General features: G+C 69.7%; 20 protein-coding genes. 10 read left to right on the forward strand and 10 right to left on the reverse strand.

The features are described 5' to 3' along the window. Positions 1–127: 127 nt before the first annotated feature. The 4 genes from AB0K34_RS16835 (at position 128) to AB0K34_RS16850 (ending at position 2,554) form a co-directional block, all read left to right on the forward strand. Positions 128–1,012, forward strand: coding sequence for a Scr1 family TA system antitoxin-like transcriptional regulator (locus AB0K34_RS16835; RefSeq protein ID WP_364549469.1), 885 nt, complete (start codon positions 128–130; stop codon positions 1,010–1,012). Beyond that, positions 1,009–1,215, forward strand: coding sequence for a DUF397 domain-containing protein (locus tag AB0K34_RS16840; protein ID WP_138640914.1), 207 nt, complete (start codon positions 1,009–1,011; stop codon positions 1,213–1,215). Before AB0K34_RS16835 ends, AB0K34_RS16840 begins: the two co-directional genes overlap by 4 nt. Before the next feature lie 161 nt (positions 1,216–1,376). Continuing rightward, entirely contained in the window at positions 1,377–2,405 is a 1,029-nt protein-coding gene (locus tag AB0K34_RS16845; RefSeq protein WP_301174033.1) for a hypothetical protein, read from the forward strand. Then, the gene (locus tag AB0K34_RS16850) at positions 2,405–2,554 is read left to right on the forward strand and encodes a hypothetical protein (RefSeq protein WP_171069389.1); all 150 of its coding nucleotides are present in this window, start codon (positions 2,405–2,407) and stop codon (positions 2,552–2,554) included. The genes AB0K34_RS16845 and AB0K34_RS16850 overlap by 1 nt, the downstream gene beginning before the upstream one ends. Here the strand turns inward: AB0K34_RS16850 and AB0K34_RS16855 are convergent, their stop codons facing one another. The 3 genes from AB0K34_RS16855 to AB0K34_RS16865 all read right to left on the reverse strand — a co-directional run bounded on the left by AB0K34_RS16855 (position 2,555) and on the right by AB0K34_RS16865 (position 4,342). Then, positions 2,555–3,040, reverse strand: a complete 486-nt coding sequence (locus tag AB0K34_RS16855) for a hypothetical protein (RefSeq protein WP_138640916.1) — start codon at positions 3,038–3,040, stop codon at positions 2,555–2,557. 226 nt (positions 3,041–3,266) lie between these two features. Continuing rightward, on the reverse strand, positions 3,267–3,842 hold the full coding sequence (locus AB0K34_RS16860) for a GNAT family N-acetyltransferase (protein ID WP_138640917.1): 576 nt from the start codon (positions 3,840–3,842) through the stop codon (positions 3,267–3,269). A 233-nt stretch (positions 3,843–4,075) separates the two neighbouring features. Next, positions 4,076–4,342, reverse strand: a complete 267-nt coding sequence (locus AB0K34_RS16865) for a hypothetical protein (RefSeq protein WP_364549474.1) — start codon at positions 4,340–4,342, stop codon at positions 4,076–4,078. Here AB0K34_RS16865 and AB0K34_RS16870 point away from each other — a divergent pair. Continuing rightward, entirely contained in the window at positions 4,320–5,435 is a 1,116-nt protein-coding gene (locus AB0K34_RS16870) for an MFS transporter (protein WP_301174073.1), read from the forward strand. The two genes, AB0K34_RS16865 and AB0K34_RS16870, sit on opposite strands and share 23 nt — an antisense overlap. Positions 5,436–5,499: 64 nt before the next feature. Here AB0K34_RS16870 and AB0K34_RS16875 read toward each other — a convergent pair whose 3' ends face one another. From AB0K34_RS16875 to AB0K34_RS16885, 3 genes are all read right to left on the reverse strand, one after another. Continuing rightward, entirely contained in the window at positions 5,500–6,186 is a 687-nt protein-coding gene (locus AB0K34_RS16875; RefSeq protein ID WP_301174035.1) for a hypothetical protein, read from the reverse strand. Between the two features lie 135 nt (positions 6,187–6,321). Then, complete coding sequence (locus tag AB0K34_RS16880) at positions 6,322–6,831, reverse strand: GNAT family N-acetyltransferase (RefSeq protein WP_364549477.1); 510 nt, start codon at positions 6,829–6,831, stop codon at positions 6,322–6,324. A gap of 2 nt (positions 6,832–6,833) precedes the next feature. Continuing rightward, positions 6,834–7,715 carry an SDR family NAD(P)-dependent oxidoreductase gene (locus tag AB0K34_RS16885; protein ID WP_364549480.1) on the reverse strand — a complete coding sequence of 294 codons (882 nt, stop codon included), beginning with the start codon at positions 7,713–7,715 and terminating at the stop codon, positions 6,834–6,836. Positions 7,716–7,783: 68 nt separating this feature from the next. On the opposite strand from AB0K34_RS16885, the gene AB0K34_RS16890 reads away from it, so the two are divergent. Next, positions 7,784–8,374, forward strand: a complete 591-nt coding sequence (locus AB0K34_RS16890) for a TetR family transcriptional regulator (RefSeq protein WP_364549483.1) — start codon at positions 7,784–7,786, stop codon at positions 8,372–8,374. Here AB0K34_RS16890 and AB0K34_RS16895 read toward each other — a convergent pair. Then, a complete protein-coding gene (locus AB0K34_RS16895; protein WP_364549486.1) occupies positions 8,358–8,774 on the reverse strand; it encodes a hypothetical protein in 417 nt (138 codons plus the stop codon). The two genes, AB0K34_RS16890 and AB0K34_RS16895, sit on opposite strands and share 17 nt — an antisense overlap. A gap of 76 nt (positions 8,775–8,850) precedes the next feature. Further along, positions 8,851–10,236: an MFS transporter gene (locus AB0K34_RS16900; RefSeq protein WP_364549489.1), complete on the reverse strand. Its 1,386-nt coding sequence runs from the start codon at positions 10,234–10,236 to the stop codon at positions 8,851–8,853. A gap of 77 nt (positions 10,237–10,313) precedes the next feature. Between AB0K34_RS16900 and AB0K34_RS16905 the strand changes: the two genes are divergently transcribed. Next, positions 10,314–10,892: a TetR/AcrR family transcriptional regulator gene (locus AB0K34_RS16905; RefSeq protein WP_301174041.1), complete on the forward strand. Its 579-nt coding sequence runs from the start codon at positions 10,314–10,316 to the stop codon at positions 10,890–10,892. A gap of 5 nt (positions 10,893–10,897) precedes the next feature. On the opposite strand, the gene AB0K34_RS16910 is transcribed toward AB0K34_RS16905, so the two are convergent. Then, entirely contained in the window at positions 10,898–11,326 is a 429-nt protein-coding gene (locus AB0K34_RS16910; RefSeq protein WP_364549492.1) for a hypothetical protein, read from the reverse strand. An 87-nt stretch (positions 11,327–11,413) separates the two neighbouring features. On the opposite strand from AB0K34_RS16910, the gene AB0K34_RS16915 reads away from it, so the two are divergent. Both AB0K34_RS16915 and AB0K34_RS16920 read left to right on the forward strand, forming a co-directional pair. Beyond that, entirely contained in the window at positions 11,414–12,202 is a 789-nt protein-coding gene (locus tag AB0K34_RS16915; protein WP_364549494.1) for a helix-turn-helix transcriptional regulator, read from the forward strand. A gap of 156 nt (positions 12,203–12,358) precedes the next feature. Next, positions 12,359–12,766 carry a phosphoribosyl-AMP cyclohydrolase gene (locus tag AB0K34_RS16920; RefSeq protein ID WP_364549497.1) on the forward strand — a complete coding sequence of 136 codons (408 nt, stop codon included), beginning with the start codon at positions 12,359–12,361 and terminating at the stop codon, positions 12,764–12,766. Here the strand turns inward: AB0K34_RS16920 and AB0K34_RS16925 are convergent. After that, positions 12,759–14,612 (reverse strand): cellulase family glycosylhydrolase, encoded by a 1,854-nt coding sequence (locus AB0K34_RS16925; protein WP_364549500.1) that lies wholly within the window; start codon positions 14,610–14,612, stop codon positions 12,759–12,761. The genes AB0K34_RS16920 and AB0K34_RS16925 overlap by 8 nt on opposite strands. Before the next feature lie 87 nt (positions 14,613–14,699). Between AB0K34_RS16925 and AB0K34_RS16930 the strand changes: the two genes are divergently transcribed. Further along, on the forward strand, positions 14,700–15,299 hold the full coding sequence (locus tag AB0K34_RS16930; protein ID WP_364549503.1) for a TetR/AcrR family transcriptional regulator: 600 nt from the start codon (positions 14,700–14,702) through the stop codon (positions 15,297–15,299). Positions 15,300–15,333 lie beyond the last annotated feature (34 nt).

Here is a 15,333-nt window from a genome sequence, read left to right on the forward strand (position 1 = left end):
CAGGTGAGAGCCCACAACCGTCTTCTTGAGAGAGGGAGGACGGTCCGGTGGGAGAGGCGTAAAGCGGGATTTCCCGCTTGTTGGAAATCGCGTGACAGTCTGTGTCGAGTCCGTGACAATCGGTGTCATGGCGACACGACCCCCGACCGTTCGCCGCAGGCGACTCGGCGTCCAACTGCGCAAGATCCGCGAAGACCGCGGCCTCACCCTCGACGGTGCCGCGGCCTACCTCAAGATCTCCAAGTCCGCCCTCAGCCGGATGGAGAACGCCCAGATCGTGGCACGCGTCCACGAGATCAACTACATCCTGATGATGTACGGCATCCAGGAGGACGACAACCTCAGAACCGCGCTGATCGGCCTCGCCACCGGCGGCCCCTCCCGCGACTGGATCCGGCGGCACAAGCTCCCGGGCAAGGGCCCGAACTACGGCGAGTACGTGATGCTCGAACAGGACTCGTCAGAACTGTTCACCTACCACGCTGACCTCATCCCCGGGCTCCTCCAGACTCCGGAGTACGCGCGCGCCGTCATGACGTCCGTTCCCAGCGCCAGCTCTGGCAACATCGACCAACTCGTGGCGTACCGCATGGCCCGCAAGGAGGCGCTGACGCGACCCGATCCGCTGGCGATCAATGCCGTGATCGGTGAGGCGTCGGTCTGCCAATGGATGGGCGGCAGAGAGGTGATGCTTGCGCAGCTCCGGTACCTGCTCGAACTCACCGAGTGGCCGAACATCGATGTCCGAATTCTCCCGTTCGCCGCCACCAGCAACCCCGGTGTTGACGGATCCTTCACCATCCTGCACGTTGAAGCAGGGAACTTCCCGATCGTGGTCGTGGACGGCTTCCTGCGACGGATCTTCCTCGATGAGGATGAAGGTGTCTCGGCGTACCGAGCGATTCAAGCGGAACTGAGCAGGGTTGCTCTCCCCCCGACTGAGACTCGCGAACGGATTGAACAGGCCGTCCGGGACCTGCGACCAGGCACGGCTGAGAGGACCAGCAGGTGACCCACTGGCGGAAGAGCAGTCACAGTGGCAGCTACCCCGAGACATGCGTGGAGTGCGCGCCGCTGTCCTTGGGGCGAGACAGTGCGGTGGGTGTTCGTGACTCGACCGATCCGGACGGCCCGCGTCTCGTCCTCGGCCGGACGGGATGGAGGGCATTGCTCGTGCAGCTCAAGGAGCGCCCGCGTCCGGGCGTCACGTCGTGATCGGCGTTTGCGACTCGACGGCCCCCGGATGGGCCGCGTCTCGGCTTGAGCCTGGAGGCGTGGGGAGCGCTGCTCAGTCATCTCAAGCGCAACGGGTAACAGTGTCCGTCCGGCAGCGGCTTTTCTTCGTTTCTGAGAACGTAAGTGCTTAAGATGAGCCCGTGACCGTCAAGCCCTCGTTCGACCCGCTTATCGCTGCGGAGGATCTCATCCTGCTGCAGACGCGGCCGGAGTTGCTGCACCCCGCTGCCGGAGTGCAGCCGGTGGGACCATTCGGCGGACGGACCCCCCGGGACGTCCTCTTCAGCCTTTGGAATGCCCCATTGTGGGCTGTTCTGCCCCTCGTTGTCGCCCCGTTGTACTGGCGCCAGCGGACGGCCACCTGGCCCAGGCGGTTCTGGCTCAGGCGGCCGGTATTCTGGCTCTGGCAGTGCTGGCTCAGGCGGCCGGTGTTCTGGGCGGTGATCGCCGGAGCGATCGGGCAGGTCGCGGCGGGTGCGGTGCTGGTCCTCGCGCCCGGCGGCGTCTTCGTGCTGTCGGGAGCGGTCGTCGTCGCGTTCGGTGTGCTGCTGGCCCGGTGCGGGCAGGGCCGCGCCGGCGCCCTCGCGCGGCGGCTGCACGGCTCCTATGTGCTGCCGGGCGACCTCGATACCGCCACGGCTGCTCTGCTCGGGCGGGTCCAGCAGGCGATCCAGGTGGTGCTGGCCGCGGAGGTCACCAAAGAGGGCCTGCTGGACGATCTGCGGAACTTCGTGATGTTGCCAGAGCAGGAGTGGGAGGTCGCCCAGATCTTGCTGGAGATCAGCCGCTTGTCGGAGGAGCAGCGGACAGCCCGCCAGGCCGGCCGAAATGCCGAGCTCGCGCAGGTCATGGGCCCGCAGGCCCAAGCGCTGAAGCTGGCCACGGCCTCGGTGACGGAGCGGATCGAGGCGATCGAGCGGTACGCCGAGCAAGTGAAGGCCGCCGATCTGGCACTCCTGCAGTGGAAGACCCTGCAGCGTTTGGCCGACAACAGCGACGCCTATGGTGAACTGCTCGCGCGGACCGTCCGGGACGAGCTGGCCATCGCGGAGATTGACGGGCTCACCGACGACGCGAAGCAGGTCGAGGAAGCGCTGCGCCGCAGCGTGGAGAAGGCGCGCAGAACCGGGCTCTCACTGCTGCCCGGCGGGCTGGCGGAGGCGGGCTGATGACGTTCCGGGACAAGAGCGGCAGGGCCGAGACGCGTTCGGCGTTGTCGCCGGGCGGTGAGGACTTGTTCGGCTGGATTCCGATCTGGTTGAACATCCTCGGCGGGCTGGTCCTGGTCGTCATGCTCTGCCTGCTGATCTTCCTCTGATCACAGATCCTGGATCGTCGTACGGAGCGGCTCGCCGCTGATCTTCCACCAGGCCGCGGCGAGGATCAGGGTGCCGACCGTCGCGAGCACGACCCGCCAGCCGGGCAGGCCGCCGGTCTCGATAATCGGACCGAGGGCGTGCTGGTTGAACATCCGCTTGACGTGGAGCTTGCCCCAGAATCCGAGCTTCGGCGAGATTGCGCTGGTGGCGCCGAAACCGAACCCGGCCTGATAGACCACTCCGATGGCGGCCATCCCCGCGGCGAAGACGCCGAAGGCCGCCTGGCCGACCGCGAAGACCCCGGTGGCGAGCTGGCCGATGGCGACGATGCCCCGCGCCAGCTGGCCGACAGCGATCATCCCGTTGGCGATCTGTCCGAAAGCGATGATCCCGGTGGCTTCCTGCCCGACAGCGAATACGCCGATGGACTGAGGGCCGATCGCGAAGACCGCCGGGGTAGCTTCGCCAACCGCCACAAGCTGCATGTGGCGAGCATAATGGAATCTTCTGCCCCGAGTCGGCAGGATTCGGCGTGGCCGCTATCAGCCATTCGCGCCCGGAGCGGCGTGCCGTGAGACGTGCGTGGAGTGCGCGCCCCCTGCCCTTAGGGCGAGACAGCGTGGTGGTTGTTCGGGACTCGACTGACCCGGTGGCGCCGTTGCCGCGCCAGAACCTGACCTACGCCACCGGCGTCGTCCGGCGGGCGGTCCATCACTTGGAAGTGGGCCATTCCTCGGCCAGGAGCGCGTATGTGAGGCCGTCGAGCCATCCCTTGGTGCGGTGGAGAGAGTCTCTCACCGTGTGCTGTTCGCGGCGCATCCCAACCCGCTCCATCAGCCGCCACGAAGGTTCGTTGTCGTAGAAGCAGTCCGCGTGCAGGCGGCGCAGGCCAAGACGGCCGAAGGAGATGTCGATGAGGGCGCGTACCGCTTCGGTGGCGTAGCCCTTGCCGCCGTAGGCCGGATCCAACGTCCACCCGAGCTCTCCTTGGACGCCTTTCGCCTGGTCAGCGACCTCCTCCTGGGCCCAAGCGTCCTGGACCATCAGCATCAGATCGCCGATCACCCGGCCGTCCGCTTCGACGATGAGCAGGTCTGCGAGCCGGTCCTCGCGGAGAAAACGCTCGCGGTAGTCGTCGTACGTTGTCGTGGCGGCCCCGACCCATTCGTGGACCTCCGGCAGTTGCCGGAAGACCCAGGTCGCGTCCAGGTCGTCGGGGGTAGCACGGCGCAACAGCAGTCGGTCGGTGGAAAACGGCCAGTCCAACGTGTCAAGAGGGTGGCGCATGGGCTTCATGCTGGCAGAGGGCCTGGTGCCACACCAAACGGATTACTGCTGCGGGAACTGACGGGACACCGAAGCGACCAGGGCTTCCGGAAGCCCGCGTTCTGAAGCCCCGACCAACGAGAGGCCGTCCCTTGAAGGCGGGTCAGCGATCGCCCACGAGAGTGAAGGCGAAGGCGAGCCTGCGCGGCGCCGGCCGGTCCTCATGATGATCAGCTGGTCCGATGCCGCCCCGTTCAGAGGGGGACGGCGGCCGGGACCGTGCGGTAATGGGCGGGCTTTTCGCGGGAATGCGACGTCAACCTGCGGTGGGCAGGGTGACGGCGGAAACTCGCGAGAGCTTCGCTGATGACGGCTGTTGGGTGGGATGCGCTTTCACTGGCGTTTCTCCCCCACAGGACGGAATCGATGTCCCTACCAGGTGCCGCCACGTCGCCCCGCTCGTCGACGGCAGGCTGGGCGGCGGTGCTTTCGGTGACGATGGGGATCTTCTCGATCGTCACCACCGAGATCCTCCCGATCGGACTGCTGACGTCCATCGGCTCCGGCTTCACCGTCTCCGACGGGACGGCCGGGTTGATGATGACCATGCCGGGATACCTGGCGGCGGTCGCGGCTCCCACGGTCACCATCGCCACGGCGCGGATCGACCGGCGGTCGATGCTGTGCGCCTGCATGGTCCTGCTGGCGGCGGCGAACTTCCTCGCGGCCGCCGCGCCGGGCTACGGGGCGATGCTCGTGTCGCGCGTCCTGGTCGGAGTCGTCATCGGCGGCTTCTGGTCGATCGGGGCGGGCCTGGCGGACCGGCTGGTGCCCGCCGGCTCGACGCGCCGGGCCACCGCGGTGATCTTCTCGGCCGTCCCGCTGGGGTCGGTGCTCGGTGTGCCACTGGGGACGCTGATCGGCGACCTGGCCGGGTGGCGGGCCAGTTTCGCGGTGATGGGCGTGCTGTCCACGGCGGTGCTCATCGCGCTCGCCGTGCTGGTACCGCCGCTGCCCGCCGAACGGGCCACGCGGCTGGACGTCCTGCGCGGCATGATCCGGAACGGCGGCACCCGGTTCGCGCTGCTGGCGACCTTTCTCGTCGTCCTGGCGCATTTCGCCGCCTACACGTATGTGACGCCCACCCTTGAGCGGGTCACGCATGTGCCGTCAGAACTGCTCACGGTGTTCCTGCTGATCTACGGTCTCGCCGGAATCCTCGGCAATTTCCTCGGTGGCGCGGCGGTCGCTCGTCACCCGTACGCCGCGTTCGGCGTCGCCGGGGGTCTCATCGCGGTCGCCACGCTGACCTTTCCTCTTCTCGGCCGATGGGAGGCGGGCGCCGTCGCGCTGCTGATCGTGTGGGGCATCGGCTACGGCGCCGTTCCGGTCTGCTCGCAGACGTGGTTCATCAAGTCCGCCCCGCACGCGCCGGAGGCCGCATCCGTGCTGTTCACGTCGTCGTTCCAGGCGACTCTCTCAACCGGCGCACTGGTCGGCGGCATCGTCGTAGACCGCACGGCCCTCTCGACGGTCATGCTGCTCGGCGGGACCGCAGCGGCCTTGATGGCGACGACCATGCTCCTTCGATCACATCGCACTCATGCCGTTTGAAGGCCGCGTAGAGAACCAGCTTGACCTGGGCTGGGGCGAAGGGCGGCCGATCGTGCGCCGGGGGTCAGGGCCAGGTCGGTGGGGGCGGGCCGAAGGCGCGGCGGCCGGCTCGGACGGTCAGGGAGGCCATGGCGGCGTTGGCGCCGCCGCCGATCACGGCGCCGATGCCGAAGGGCGCCACCCGGCCGAGGACGATGATCCCCTGCTTGGTCCCGTACTTCGTGATGAAGTTCTTCCCCAGGATCTTGTTGATCTGGCGCAGCGTCTCGACCGGCACCTTGGCGACGACCTGGCGGCCCCAGTGCTGGCCAGTGCGCTCGGCGACCTTGGAGATGGTGGCGGAGCCGCCCCCGCCGAGCATGATGCCCATCACGATCGTCCGGCGGCGCTCGATCTCGTCGATGGGGACTCCGTGGACTTCGGCGACCGAGAGCGCGAAGAGGGCGCTCAGCTCGAGGGTCGAGAACGTCTCGCCCGCCGACAGCGCCAGCGCGACTCCCGTGCCGACGCCGGGCGCGGCCGCGGTTCCGCCGACCGCGGCGCCCGTCCCGGTCACGGCGCTGACGTACATCTTCTCCAGCGTGCGGATCACCTGTGCCGGTGACGCCTCCGGGTTGCGCTGGCGGGCCCGGGCGATGTTCTTGCGAACCAGGGGGGTCTGGATGTCGATCGCCTTGTCCAGGAGGTCGAGGACTCGCTGCCCGCGTCCGGTCGCTTCCGGAACCAGTTCGCCGGGGGCATCTGTCGTCATGCCGTGAACTCCTCAGGTCCGCCACGTCCCAACCGCCCCACTCAAGCAGGCCGAGCGGATCTTGCGTCGTGGAAATCCGGACGAAGAAAGGCCGAAGTCGGCCAGCCATTTCTTGATCAAGAATCCGCGGGCTTGCTAGGAGGCGGGGTTTTGTTGGCCGTAGATGAGGGCGGGGGCGTTGTTGTAGGCGGTTTCGTGGAGGAGGTTGTGGCCGATGCGTTCGGCGACTGAGATGGAGCGGGTGTTTCCCGGACGGATCACCGAGATGACCTCGGGGGCCTTCAGGGTGGTGAAGCAGTAGGTGATGGCGGCGCGGGCGGCTTCGGTGGCGTAGCCCTTGCCCCAGTGCGGGTGGGCCAGGCACCAGCCGACGCCGAGGCCCGGGAAGCCGTGGGGTTGCCAGGGGCCGGCGCGTCCTACGAAATGGCCCGTTGCCCGTTCGATCATGGCCCAATGGGAGTAGCCGCGGATTTCGCGGTGGCCTATGAACAGGGCCAGGCTGCGCCAGGCGTCGGCGGGTGTGCGGCCGATCGGGTCGGCTAGGCCGTCAGCCACTTGGGGGTCGGCCATCATTGCGGCGTAGTCGTCGAAATCGTCGCCTGTGAGGGGGCGGAGGGTCAGGCGCTCTGTTTGCAGGACGGTCATGATCACAGTGTGCGCGGGCTTTGGAGGGTGAGGCCCGAGAGTTGTTCGCAGAGGTGCTGGACGGCTATGGCGGCTTCTTCGTCGCGGGCTCCGGCCGGCCAGGGGACGCGTTTGAGTTGGGCGTTGGTGTAGGTGTCGGTGACGCCGTCCAGGTCGGGGCTGGCGGCCAGGTGGACGCTTGAGCGTGCCGCCTTCGCCAGGTCGTTCAGCAGGCGAGGGCCGAAGAAATGGATGAGCGGGGCCACGGGCCGGTAGGCGTACGGGAACGCGCTGATTGATGTGGCCTTGTTGCCCGGCGTGTAGGCGTGGCCGGGGTAGGCGACGTTGACGGTGATGTCGTCCGGGGCCAAGCAGTCGGCCATCCTGCGGCTGACGGCCATCAGGGCGGTCTTGGCGTGGTTGTACTGCGAGAACGTCCAGCCCAGGTACTTCTTTTCGCCTTGGAGATTGGCGATGTCCAGGGGCTTGCCGGGGATTCCGCCGGTCAGGTTGACGACGCGGGCGCCTTCTGCGGCGCGCAATTGCGGCAGTAGTCGGCAGGTCAACGCGTAGGGAGCCAGGACGTTGAGGGCGAAGGTCCGCTCCACGCCGTCCGCTGTGAGGGTGCGGGACGGGCTCATGCCGCCGGCGTTGTTCACGAGGACGTGCAGGCGGGGGTGCCGGTCCGCGATCTGGTCGGCCAGGCGGCGGACGCCGTCGAGGCTGGTGAGGTCGCCGGTGCAGGCGGTCGCGCCGATCTCGGCGGCGGCGGCCTCGGCTCGTCCGGCGTCGCGTCCGACGAGGATGACGCGGGCGCCGAGCCGGGCGAGTTCCCGCGCGGTCTCCTTGCCGATCCCGCCCGTACTGCCGGTCACCAGGACGGTCTTACCGCTCATCGGTTCCATGACGTCTCCTGTCATGTTTGGCACTGAGTGACACAAACGCTAGCAGGTGCCAGAAGTATCCTCCATGCGTGAGCGGTGGAGAGCGGGCGGGGCTGCGGGAGCGGACGCGGCGGGCGGTACGGGCGGAGCTGTCGGCCCTGGCGGTCGAGTTGTTCCTGGAACGCGGCTACGAGGGCACGACGGTGGAGGACATCGCCGCGGCGGCGGGCATGTCGCGGCGCAGCTTCTTCCGGTACTTCCCGTCCAAGGAGGACGTGGTCTTCGGCGAGGCGGGGGACGTCGCCGAACGTGTCGCCGAGGCGATTCGCGGACGTCCCGGCGATGAGGCGGCATGGGCGTGCCTATGCGCGGTGCTGCGCGAGTGGCAGGACGCGATCCACGCGGCGCAACCCGACCTGCGGACGCTCCGGCTGATCGAGGAGGCGCCCGCGCTCCGGGCGCGGCTGCACGCCGAGCGGGACCGGATGCGCGAGCTGATCAGCGCCGCGCTGCGGGAGCGGCCCGGCGGCGGGGTGGACGCCTTCACCGCCGACCTCCTCACGGGAGCGGCCGCCGCCGCCCTGGACGCGGCCGACCGGGAATGGCTCCGCAGTGGGGGCACGGCCGACCGCGCCGCACTGCTCGACCGTGCGTTCGGGGTTCTCAGGCTGTCCGGTTAGACGTCGAGTTCGGCGGCGAGGGTGTCGCGGAGGAGGGTGAGGCGGGCGATCTCGGCGTCGAGGGCCGCGAGGCGACGGCGGGCGGTTCCGTTGCTCTGCGCCGCGCACGTGGGGCCGTCGCCCTCCAGGAGGTGGAGCCGGGCGGCGCCGAGACGACCTCGCCGATCGCCGCTCCGAACAGCGCGTCGCCGGGACGCAGCGCCGGGAACGGGGTGCCTTCCACCCCGCCGCCGATCAGGGTCCGCAAGGAGGGGAAGACCTGGAAGAAGCGGTTCCGGACGAGCACTTCACCGTCGTCCGGCACCGGCATGGGTGCCTGTTCGACGGTGAAGTGCTCCGGCTGCGGCAGTCCGTCCGGCAGGGCGGTGAGCCGCACTATGCGGGATGTGGTGGACGACATCGGACGCTCCTCGGGCGTCCGGGCACGGTGCCCGGAAACGGCGCCGAGACGCTAACCCTTGACCCGCGGGTCAGGGTCAAGTGCTCTGCGGCGCGCGGTCGCGCGGCGGGGTGAGGGCGGCGGCCGCGAGGGCTCCCACGGCGGCGGCCACCGCGGCCAGGACGAAGCCGTCGGTGAAGCCGTCGAGGGTGTCGCCGGTGAGGCTCGCGGCGGCGACGCTGGAGATGACCGCGGCCCCGATGGACGCGCCGAACTCGTGGAACGTGCTGACGATGCCGGACGCGATGCCGGATTCGTGCGGCGCCACCTGCCCCAGCGCGGTCGCCGACGCGACGACGAACATCGCGCCCGTGCCGGCGCCCGCCACCGCCGTGCCGATCACGACGGACACCGGGTGCAGCGACAGGACGGGCAGCGCCATGCCCAGCGCGGCCGTGAGCAGGCCGACCACGGCCAGCCGGCGGGCGCCGATCGTGGCGATCGTCCGGCCGGTGACGTTGGCGCCGATCATCGTCGCGACGGCCACCGGCAGGAACAGCAGGCCGGTGCGCAGGGCGCCGTAGTCCTCCGCGTGCTGGAAGTAGAACGTGCCGAGGAAGAACACCGCGATCATCAGGGCGGTCGCCATCAGGATCAGGAAGGTGCCGGTCGCCACAGGCCGCCTGACCAGCAGGGAGAGGTCCATCATGGGCGAGCGGGCGGTCCGCTGCCGGACGACGAACGCCAGGTAGCCGAGCGCGGCGAGCAGGATCAGGACGCCGGTCGCGGCGGTGAGCCAGCCGTCGTCGCCGGCGCGGATGAACGCGTAGATCAGCGCGCCGGACGAGGCCGTGACCAGGAGCGCGCCCAGCACGTCCAGCCGGGGACGGGGCGCGGTGACCTGCTGGTGCGGCAGCATCCGGGCGAGCGCCGCGATGATCACCACGCCGATGGGGACGTTGACGTGGAAGACCCACGGCCAGCCGGGGCCGGCGGTCAGCGCCCCGCCGAGCAGGACGCCCAGCGCGGCGCCGCCACCGCCGAGCGCCGACCAGATGCCGAGCGCCCGGTTCCGCTCGTCGCCGTCGAACAGGCTGACCACGAGGGAGAGGGCGGCGGGAGAGAGCAGCGCGGCCCCGAGTCCCTGGGCGATGCGGCCGCCGAGCAGGACCTCGGCCGATCCGGCGAGGCCGGTCGCGAGGGACGCGGCGGTGAAGATCAGCAGTCCGGCGAGGACGACGCGCTTGGCGCCGATCAGGTCGGCGGTGCGGCCGCCGAGCAGCATCAGCCCGCCGAAGGTCAGGGTGTAGGCGCTGACCGTCCAGGTCACGGCCTGGCGGCTGAGACCCAGGTCGGTCTCCATGTGCGGCAGCGCGATGGCCACGACGGTGACGTCGAGGATCAGCATCAGCTGGGCCACGCCCAGGAAGCCCAGGATGCGCCAGCGCAGCGGGTGCGCGGATGTCTGCTGTTGTTGCATCATGTCTCCTTAACTCGTACTTCCCCATACGAGTTCTTGGAGAGTAACACGTATGAGGCAGTACGAGTTAAGATGCGGGCATGCCCACCGCCCCTACCGGCCGCCGCCGGCGCGCGGACGCCGAGCGCAGCATCGCCCGCATCGTGTCCGCGGCCCGCGAGTGCCTGCGCGTCGATCCGAACGCGAGCATCGACGACATCGCCAAGGCCGCCGGCGTCGGGCGGATGACGCTCTACGGCCACTTCCGCAACCGGCGGGAACTCGTCGAGGCCGCCCTCGCCGACGCGCTCCGCGACGGCGAGGAGGTGCTGTCGGACGTCGATCTCGACGGGCCCGCGCGGGACGTCCTGAGCCGGCTGCTCGAATCGAGCTGGGCGCTCGTGGCCGAGTCGACCGCCCTGCTGGCCGCGGCCCAGGGCGTCCTTCCCGCCGGACGCGTCCGGGAGATGCACGCCGGGTCCGCGAAGCGCGTCGAGGAGCTCATCCGCCGAGGCCAGGACGAGGGCGCCTTCCGCACCGACATGCCGATCGACTGGCTGGTCAACGTCGTGCACTACGTTCTGCACGGCGCCGCCGAGGAGAACCGCGCCGACCGGTTGAAGCCCGAGGAGACCGCCCGGGTCGTGATCGCGACCGTCCAGTCCATCCTGGCCGCGTAGCGGAATCAGCCGACGAACTGGTGATCGGTCCGGATGCGGCCACCGGGATCCAGGAAGAGGACGTCCAGGCCGCCGCCGACCGTCTCGTGCGCGCCGGCCGTCACCATCGACCACCGGACGGCGACCACGTTCGCCGCCAGGACGACCGGGTCTGCGGCCGCCGCGAACACGTGCTCGCCAGGCGCGACGAACATCTCGTAAGCCCTGGTGACACGTGCGTCCAAGGCGTCATGGCCGCGGACGTCCAGCGGCGGCGCCGGGACGGCGAGCCCCGCGGCGGCGTCCCGGATCGCCTCCGGCGGGTTGACGAGCACGTGCAGCGCGTCCGGCGCCCACAGCTCCCTGATGAGGGCGCTCCGCTCCGCCGGGTCGGGTTCGTTCCACTGGGCGATGTACCGGTCGGTCAGTCGTTTCGCGTCGAAGGTGTCGCTCATGGCGAGCAGTGTGCGGGCCCGGCCTGCGGGGCGGCGATTCCCCGCAGGGAATCGCGGAACGGCGGGGCGCCCCGTTTGAATGGGGGCATGACGGTGCCGACGGAATCCGACCAGTTCGCCCGTGAGCTGCGGCGATGGCGGGAACGCCGCCGTTTCAGCCAGCTCGACCTCGCGATCCGGACCGACACGACCCAGCGCCATCTGAGCTTCCTCGAACAGGGGCGCTCGCGGCCCGGACGCGCCATGGTGGTGCGGCTCGCCGAATCCCTGGAACTGCCGCTGCGGGAGCGCAACGAACTGCTGCTGTCCGCCGGTTACGCGCCGATCTACCCGGAGTCGAGGCTGGACGCCCCTGAACTCGGGCCGGTACACGAGGCACTGGAGCGCATCCTGGACGGGCACATGCCGTACCCGGCGGTGGTCGTCCGGCCGTACGGGGAACTCGTCGCCGCCAACCCCGCCTTCGCCGTGCTGTCCGAGGGCGCCGCTCCCGCACTGCTGGAACCGCCGGTCAACGTGCTCCGCCTCGCCCTGCATCCGGACGGGATGGCCCGCAGGGTCGGGAACCTGGCCGAATGGGGCCGCCACATCACCGGCAGCCTGCGCGACCAGGCCCGGCGCGCGCCCGCTCCGGGGCTCGCGGCGCTCATCGAGGAACTGGACGGCTACCTGCCCGACCTGGAGTCGCCCGCCGGCCACCTGGGTTTCGCCGTGCCGCTGCTATTGCGGGTACCGGAGGGCGAACTGCGCCTCATCACCACGCTGACGTCGTTCGCGACCGCCGTCGACGTCACGCTGTCGGAACTGCGCCTCGAAGCGTTCCTGCCCGCGGACGAGGCGACCGCGACCATTCTCACGCGGCGCGCCGGAGACTAGGCGGGATGCTCGGCGCAGAAGCAGCCGACGCCCTCGCCGAGCCGCCCGGTGGTGGCGCGGCCCAGCCCGCTCGTCCGGTCCCTCGTGGCACTCGCCGCCGGGGTCGTCTGAGTGTCATGGGGCGCCGGCGGCGGGTTCGGCGGGCAGGATGGCGGGGTGAACGAACTCGAAGAAGGCACCCGGCTGACCCTGGACTTCGACAAGCTCGCCGGCGTCGCGGCGACCGGGGCGCGGGTCGTGCCCGTCGTCCTGCAGGACGCGGCGAGCGGCGACGTCCTGTTCATCGGCTACGCGAACGACCAGGCGCTCAAGGCCACGCTGGACGAGCGGATCGCCGTGCTGTGGTCGACGTCCCGCAACGAGCTGTGGCGCAAGGGCGCGACCTCGGGGGACGTCCTGAGCCTGGTCGACGTCCGCGTCAACTGCGAGCAGAACTCCCTGCTGTACCTGGTCAACCGCACGACGGGCGGGGCCTGCCACACCAAGGACGCGTCCGGCGAGGCCCGTCCGACGTGCTACTACCGGTCGGTCGCCGACACCGGAACGCTTCGCCACCTCAGTTAGCGGCGGCGGGGAATTCCTCGGTCAGCCAGGTGGAGAGTGCCGTGCGGGCGGCGCCGAGCTGCGCTTCGGTGGGCGGGGTGCCGGTCGCGGTGTTGACCACGAGTGCGAAGTGGACGGCATTGTCCTGAGCGGTGATCCGCAGTTTCTTCGCCGTCGCGGAACCGGTCTCGGCGACGGCCGCGATCGGGCCGGACGCCGGGACGCCGTTGAGCGTCGCCAGGTCGCTCACAATGGCCGTGCCGGACGGGGCGAAGGAGTTCGGCAGGTGCAGTTCGGTCGGTGCGCTCGTACCCGCTGAACGCCAGACGAGAATGCCGTACTGGCGCCCTTGGAGAAGGGCGGTAAGGGACGACGGCGCGGTCAGCCACGCCTTCTCCTGCCCGGTGCCGCCGTAGCCGGAGCGGGCCAGGTCCTCGAAGGCGAATGCCAGGGTGTCGCCGTTGACGGCGGACGGGTAGAGCCGGTCGAGGACGCGCCGGTCCAGCCGGAGCGCGACGGTTCCCGCGTCGTCGGTGGCCACCACGGAATGGTCCTCGTCGTTCCAGCCGTCGCCCTCGGTCTGCACCTTGTCGGGATTGCCGTTCATCAGCTCGTGGTGCCGGCCGCTGTAGATGTCCCAGTGCCACTGCATGGACGACAGCACCTGCCCGCCGGACGCGGGCGCGCTCCACCAGTTCTTGCCGGGAACGCCGTAGTCCATCGCCTGGTACATGGCGCGGATCATCCACGGGGTGCGGCCGTCCGACATCTTGTTGCCGAATTCCGAGACCAGCGGCGCGGTGCCGAGGTCGGCGGCGCGCTGCCGGATCTCGTTCATCGCGGCGTCGTACGTCCCGTCGGACGCGGCGGTCGGGTCGAGCGTCATGCGCGCCCCGTCGTAGTAATGGCTGTTGAACACAAACCGGGTGCCGAGCTGCCCGACGGTCGTCATTCCGCCCTGCTCGAAGAACCCGGTGTTCCAGAAGACGAGCGGCTCGGCGAACGCCGGTTTGGCCGTCCAGCCGGCCTCGTCCATGGCGGTGCGGACGCGCTGGTAGAACGGCATCAGGAAGTTCTTCTCCCAGTCGGTGCCGTTCTTGCCGTCGAGGCCGCCGTCGAACGGCTCGTTGAACGCGTCGAGGCCGAGGATGTTGTCGAACGCCGACTGGGGGAGTTTCTGCTTGAGGTACGCCATGGTCGCCTTGGCCTGCGCGATGTAGGCGTCCTGGACGCCGATCTGACCGGCCGGTGTGGTGAGCACGCGGTTGCGCCAGAAGTCGTAGGCGGCCTTGCGCACGGCGGTGTTCGTCTGCATGTTCTGGCCCCACATGATGCAGATCCCGCACGACTCCTTCGGGTAGCCGCCCGCGTCGATCACCCATTTCGGAGCGCCGTCCCCGGTGTACCAGCTGCCGGAGTTGAACAGGTGTGACGAGTACAGATCCTGGTGGTAGTCCAGCAGGACGCGGATTCCCCGGTCGGTGAACGCCCTGATCTGCGCGATGGCCCGGTCGAGATAGGCGTTGTCGATCCGGTCGGGGGCAGGCTGGACGCCCTCCCAGCTGATCAGGAAGCGGACGGCATTGGCGCCGGTCAGGTCGCGCATCGCCTGCGCCGACTTCACGGCGTCGGCCGTGCTGCGGAACGGCAGTAGACCGTTCTCGTAGAGCTTCGTACTGCCCGAGACATTAAAGCCGCGCAGCGTGACCTCACGTCCTGCGGCGTCCCGCAGCACCCAATTCCGCTGCTGCGGGGAAACGACGACGTCCGCCTGCGCGGGAGTCGCAGAGACGGCCACAGCACCTGCGGCGGCGACCAGCGCGGCGGCCAGGACGGTTCGGAGGGAACGGGCGGACGAAGCGCGCATCGCTGCCATGGCGGGGGCCTTTCCGAGAGCTCTTGATCCAGCAGTGTGCAAGAACCTTCTTGCATGCGCAAGAACTATCTTGCAGACGTGCCCTCCACCACGCGCGACCGCGTCCTCGACGCCGCCCTGGAGCTGATCCAGCAGCACGGGTTCGGCGGCACCACGGTCACCGACATCGAGGAACTCGCCGGGCTGTCCCCCGGCAGCGGCAGCTTCTACCGGCATTTCCGCTCGAAGGAGGAGGTGTTCCGCGCGGTCCTGGAGCGGGAACTGGACCGGGCCCGGCGGCACCGCGAGGAGTTCGAGCGCGGCCCCGTCGACGACGATCCGCGCGCGGCGCTGGCCCGGCGGCTCGTCCAGCAGCTCGACTACCTGGCCCGGGTCCGGCCGCTGATCAACCTGCTGGCGCGGGAGCACGGCCGGTTCCCCGAGGTGACGCGGCGGATCCGCAGCGTCCTGGTGGACCAGGGCATCGCCGAGGAGGCCGAGCACCTGACCCGCGACATGCCGGACGGCGACGGCCACGACGACCCGCACGCCCTGCTCGCGGTCGTGGTGTCGGCGCTGACCGGCTACGAGCTGTCCCGCGGCTTCTTCGGCCGCCCGCCGGCGGACGTCGCCCCCGAGCGGTTCGCCGCGGCCCTCGCCGCCCTCATCACCGACCCCCCGGAGCGCGACGCACCGTAGTGCGATGGGCCGGATCCGGTCACGGGCTGGAGCC

It is taken from the genome of Actinomadura sp. NPDC049382, from assembly GCF_040677125.1.
Lineage (GTDB): Bacteria > Actinomycetota > Actinomycetes > Streptosporangiales > Streptosporangiaceae > Spirillospora > Spirillospora geliboluensis.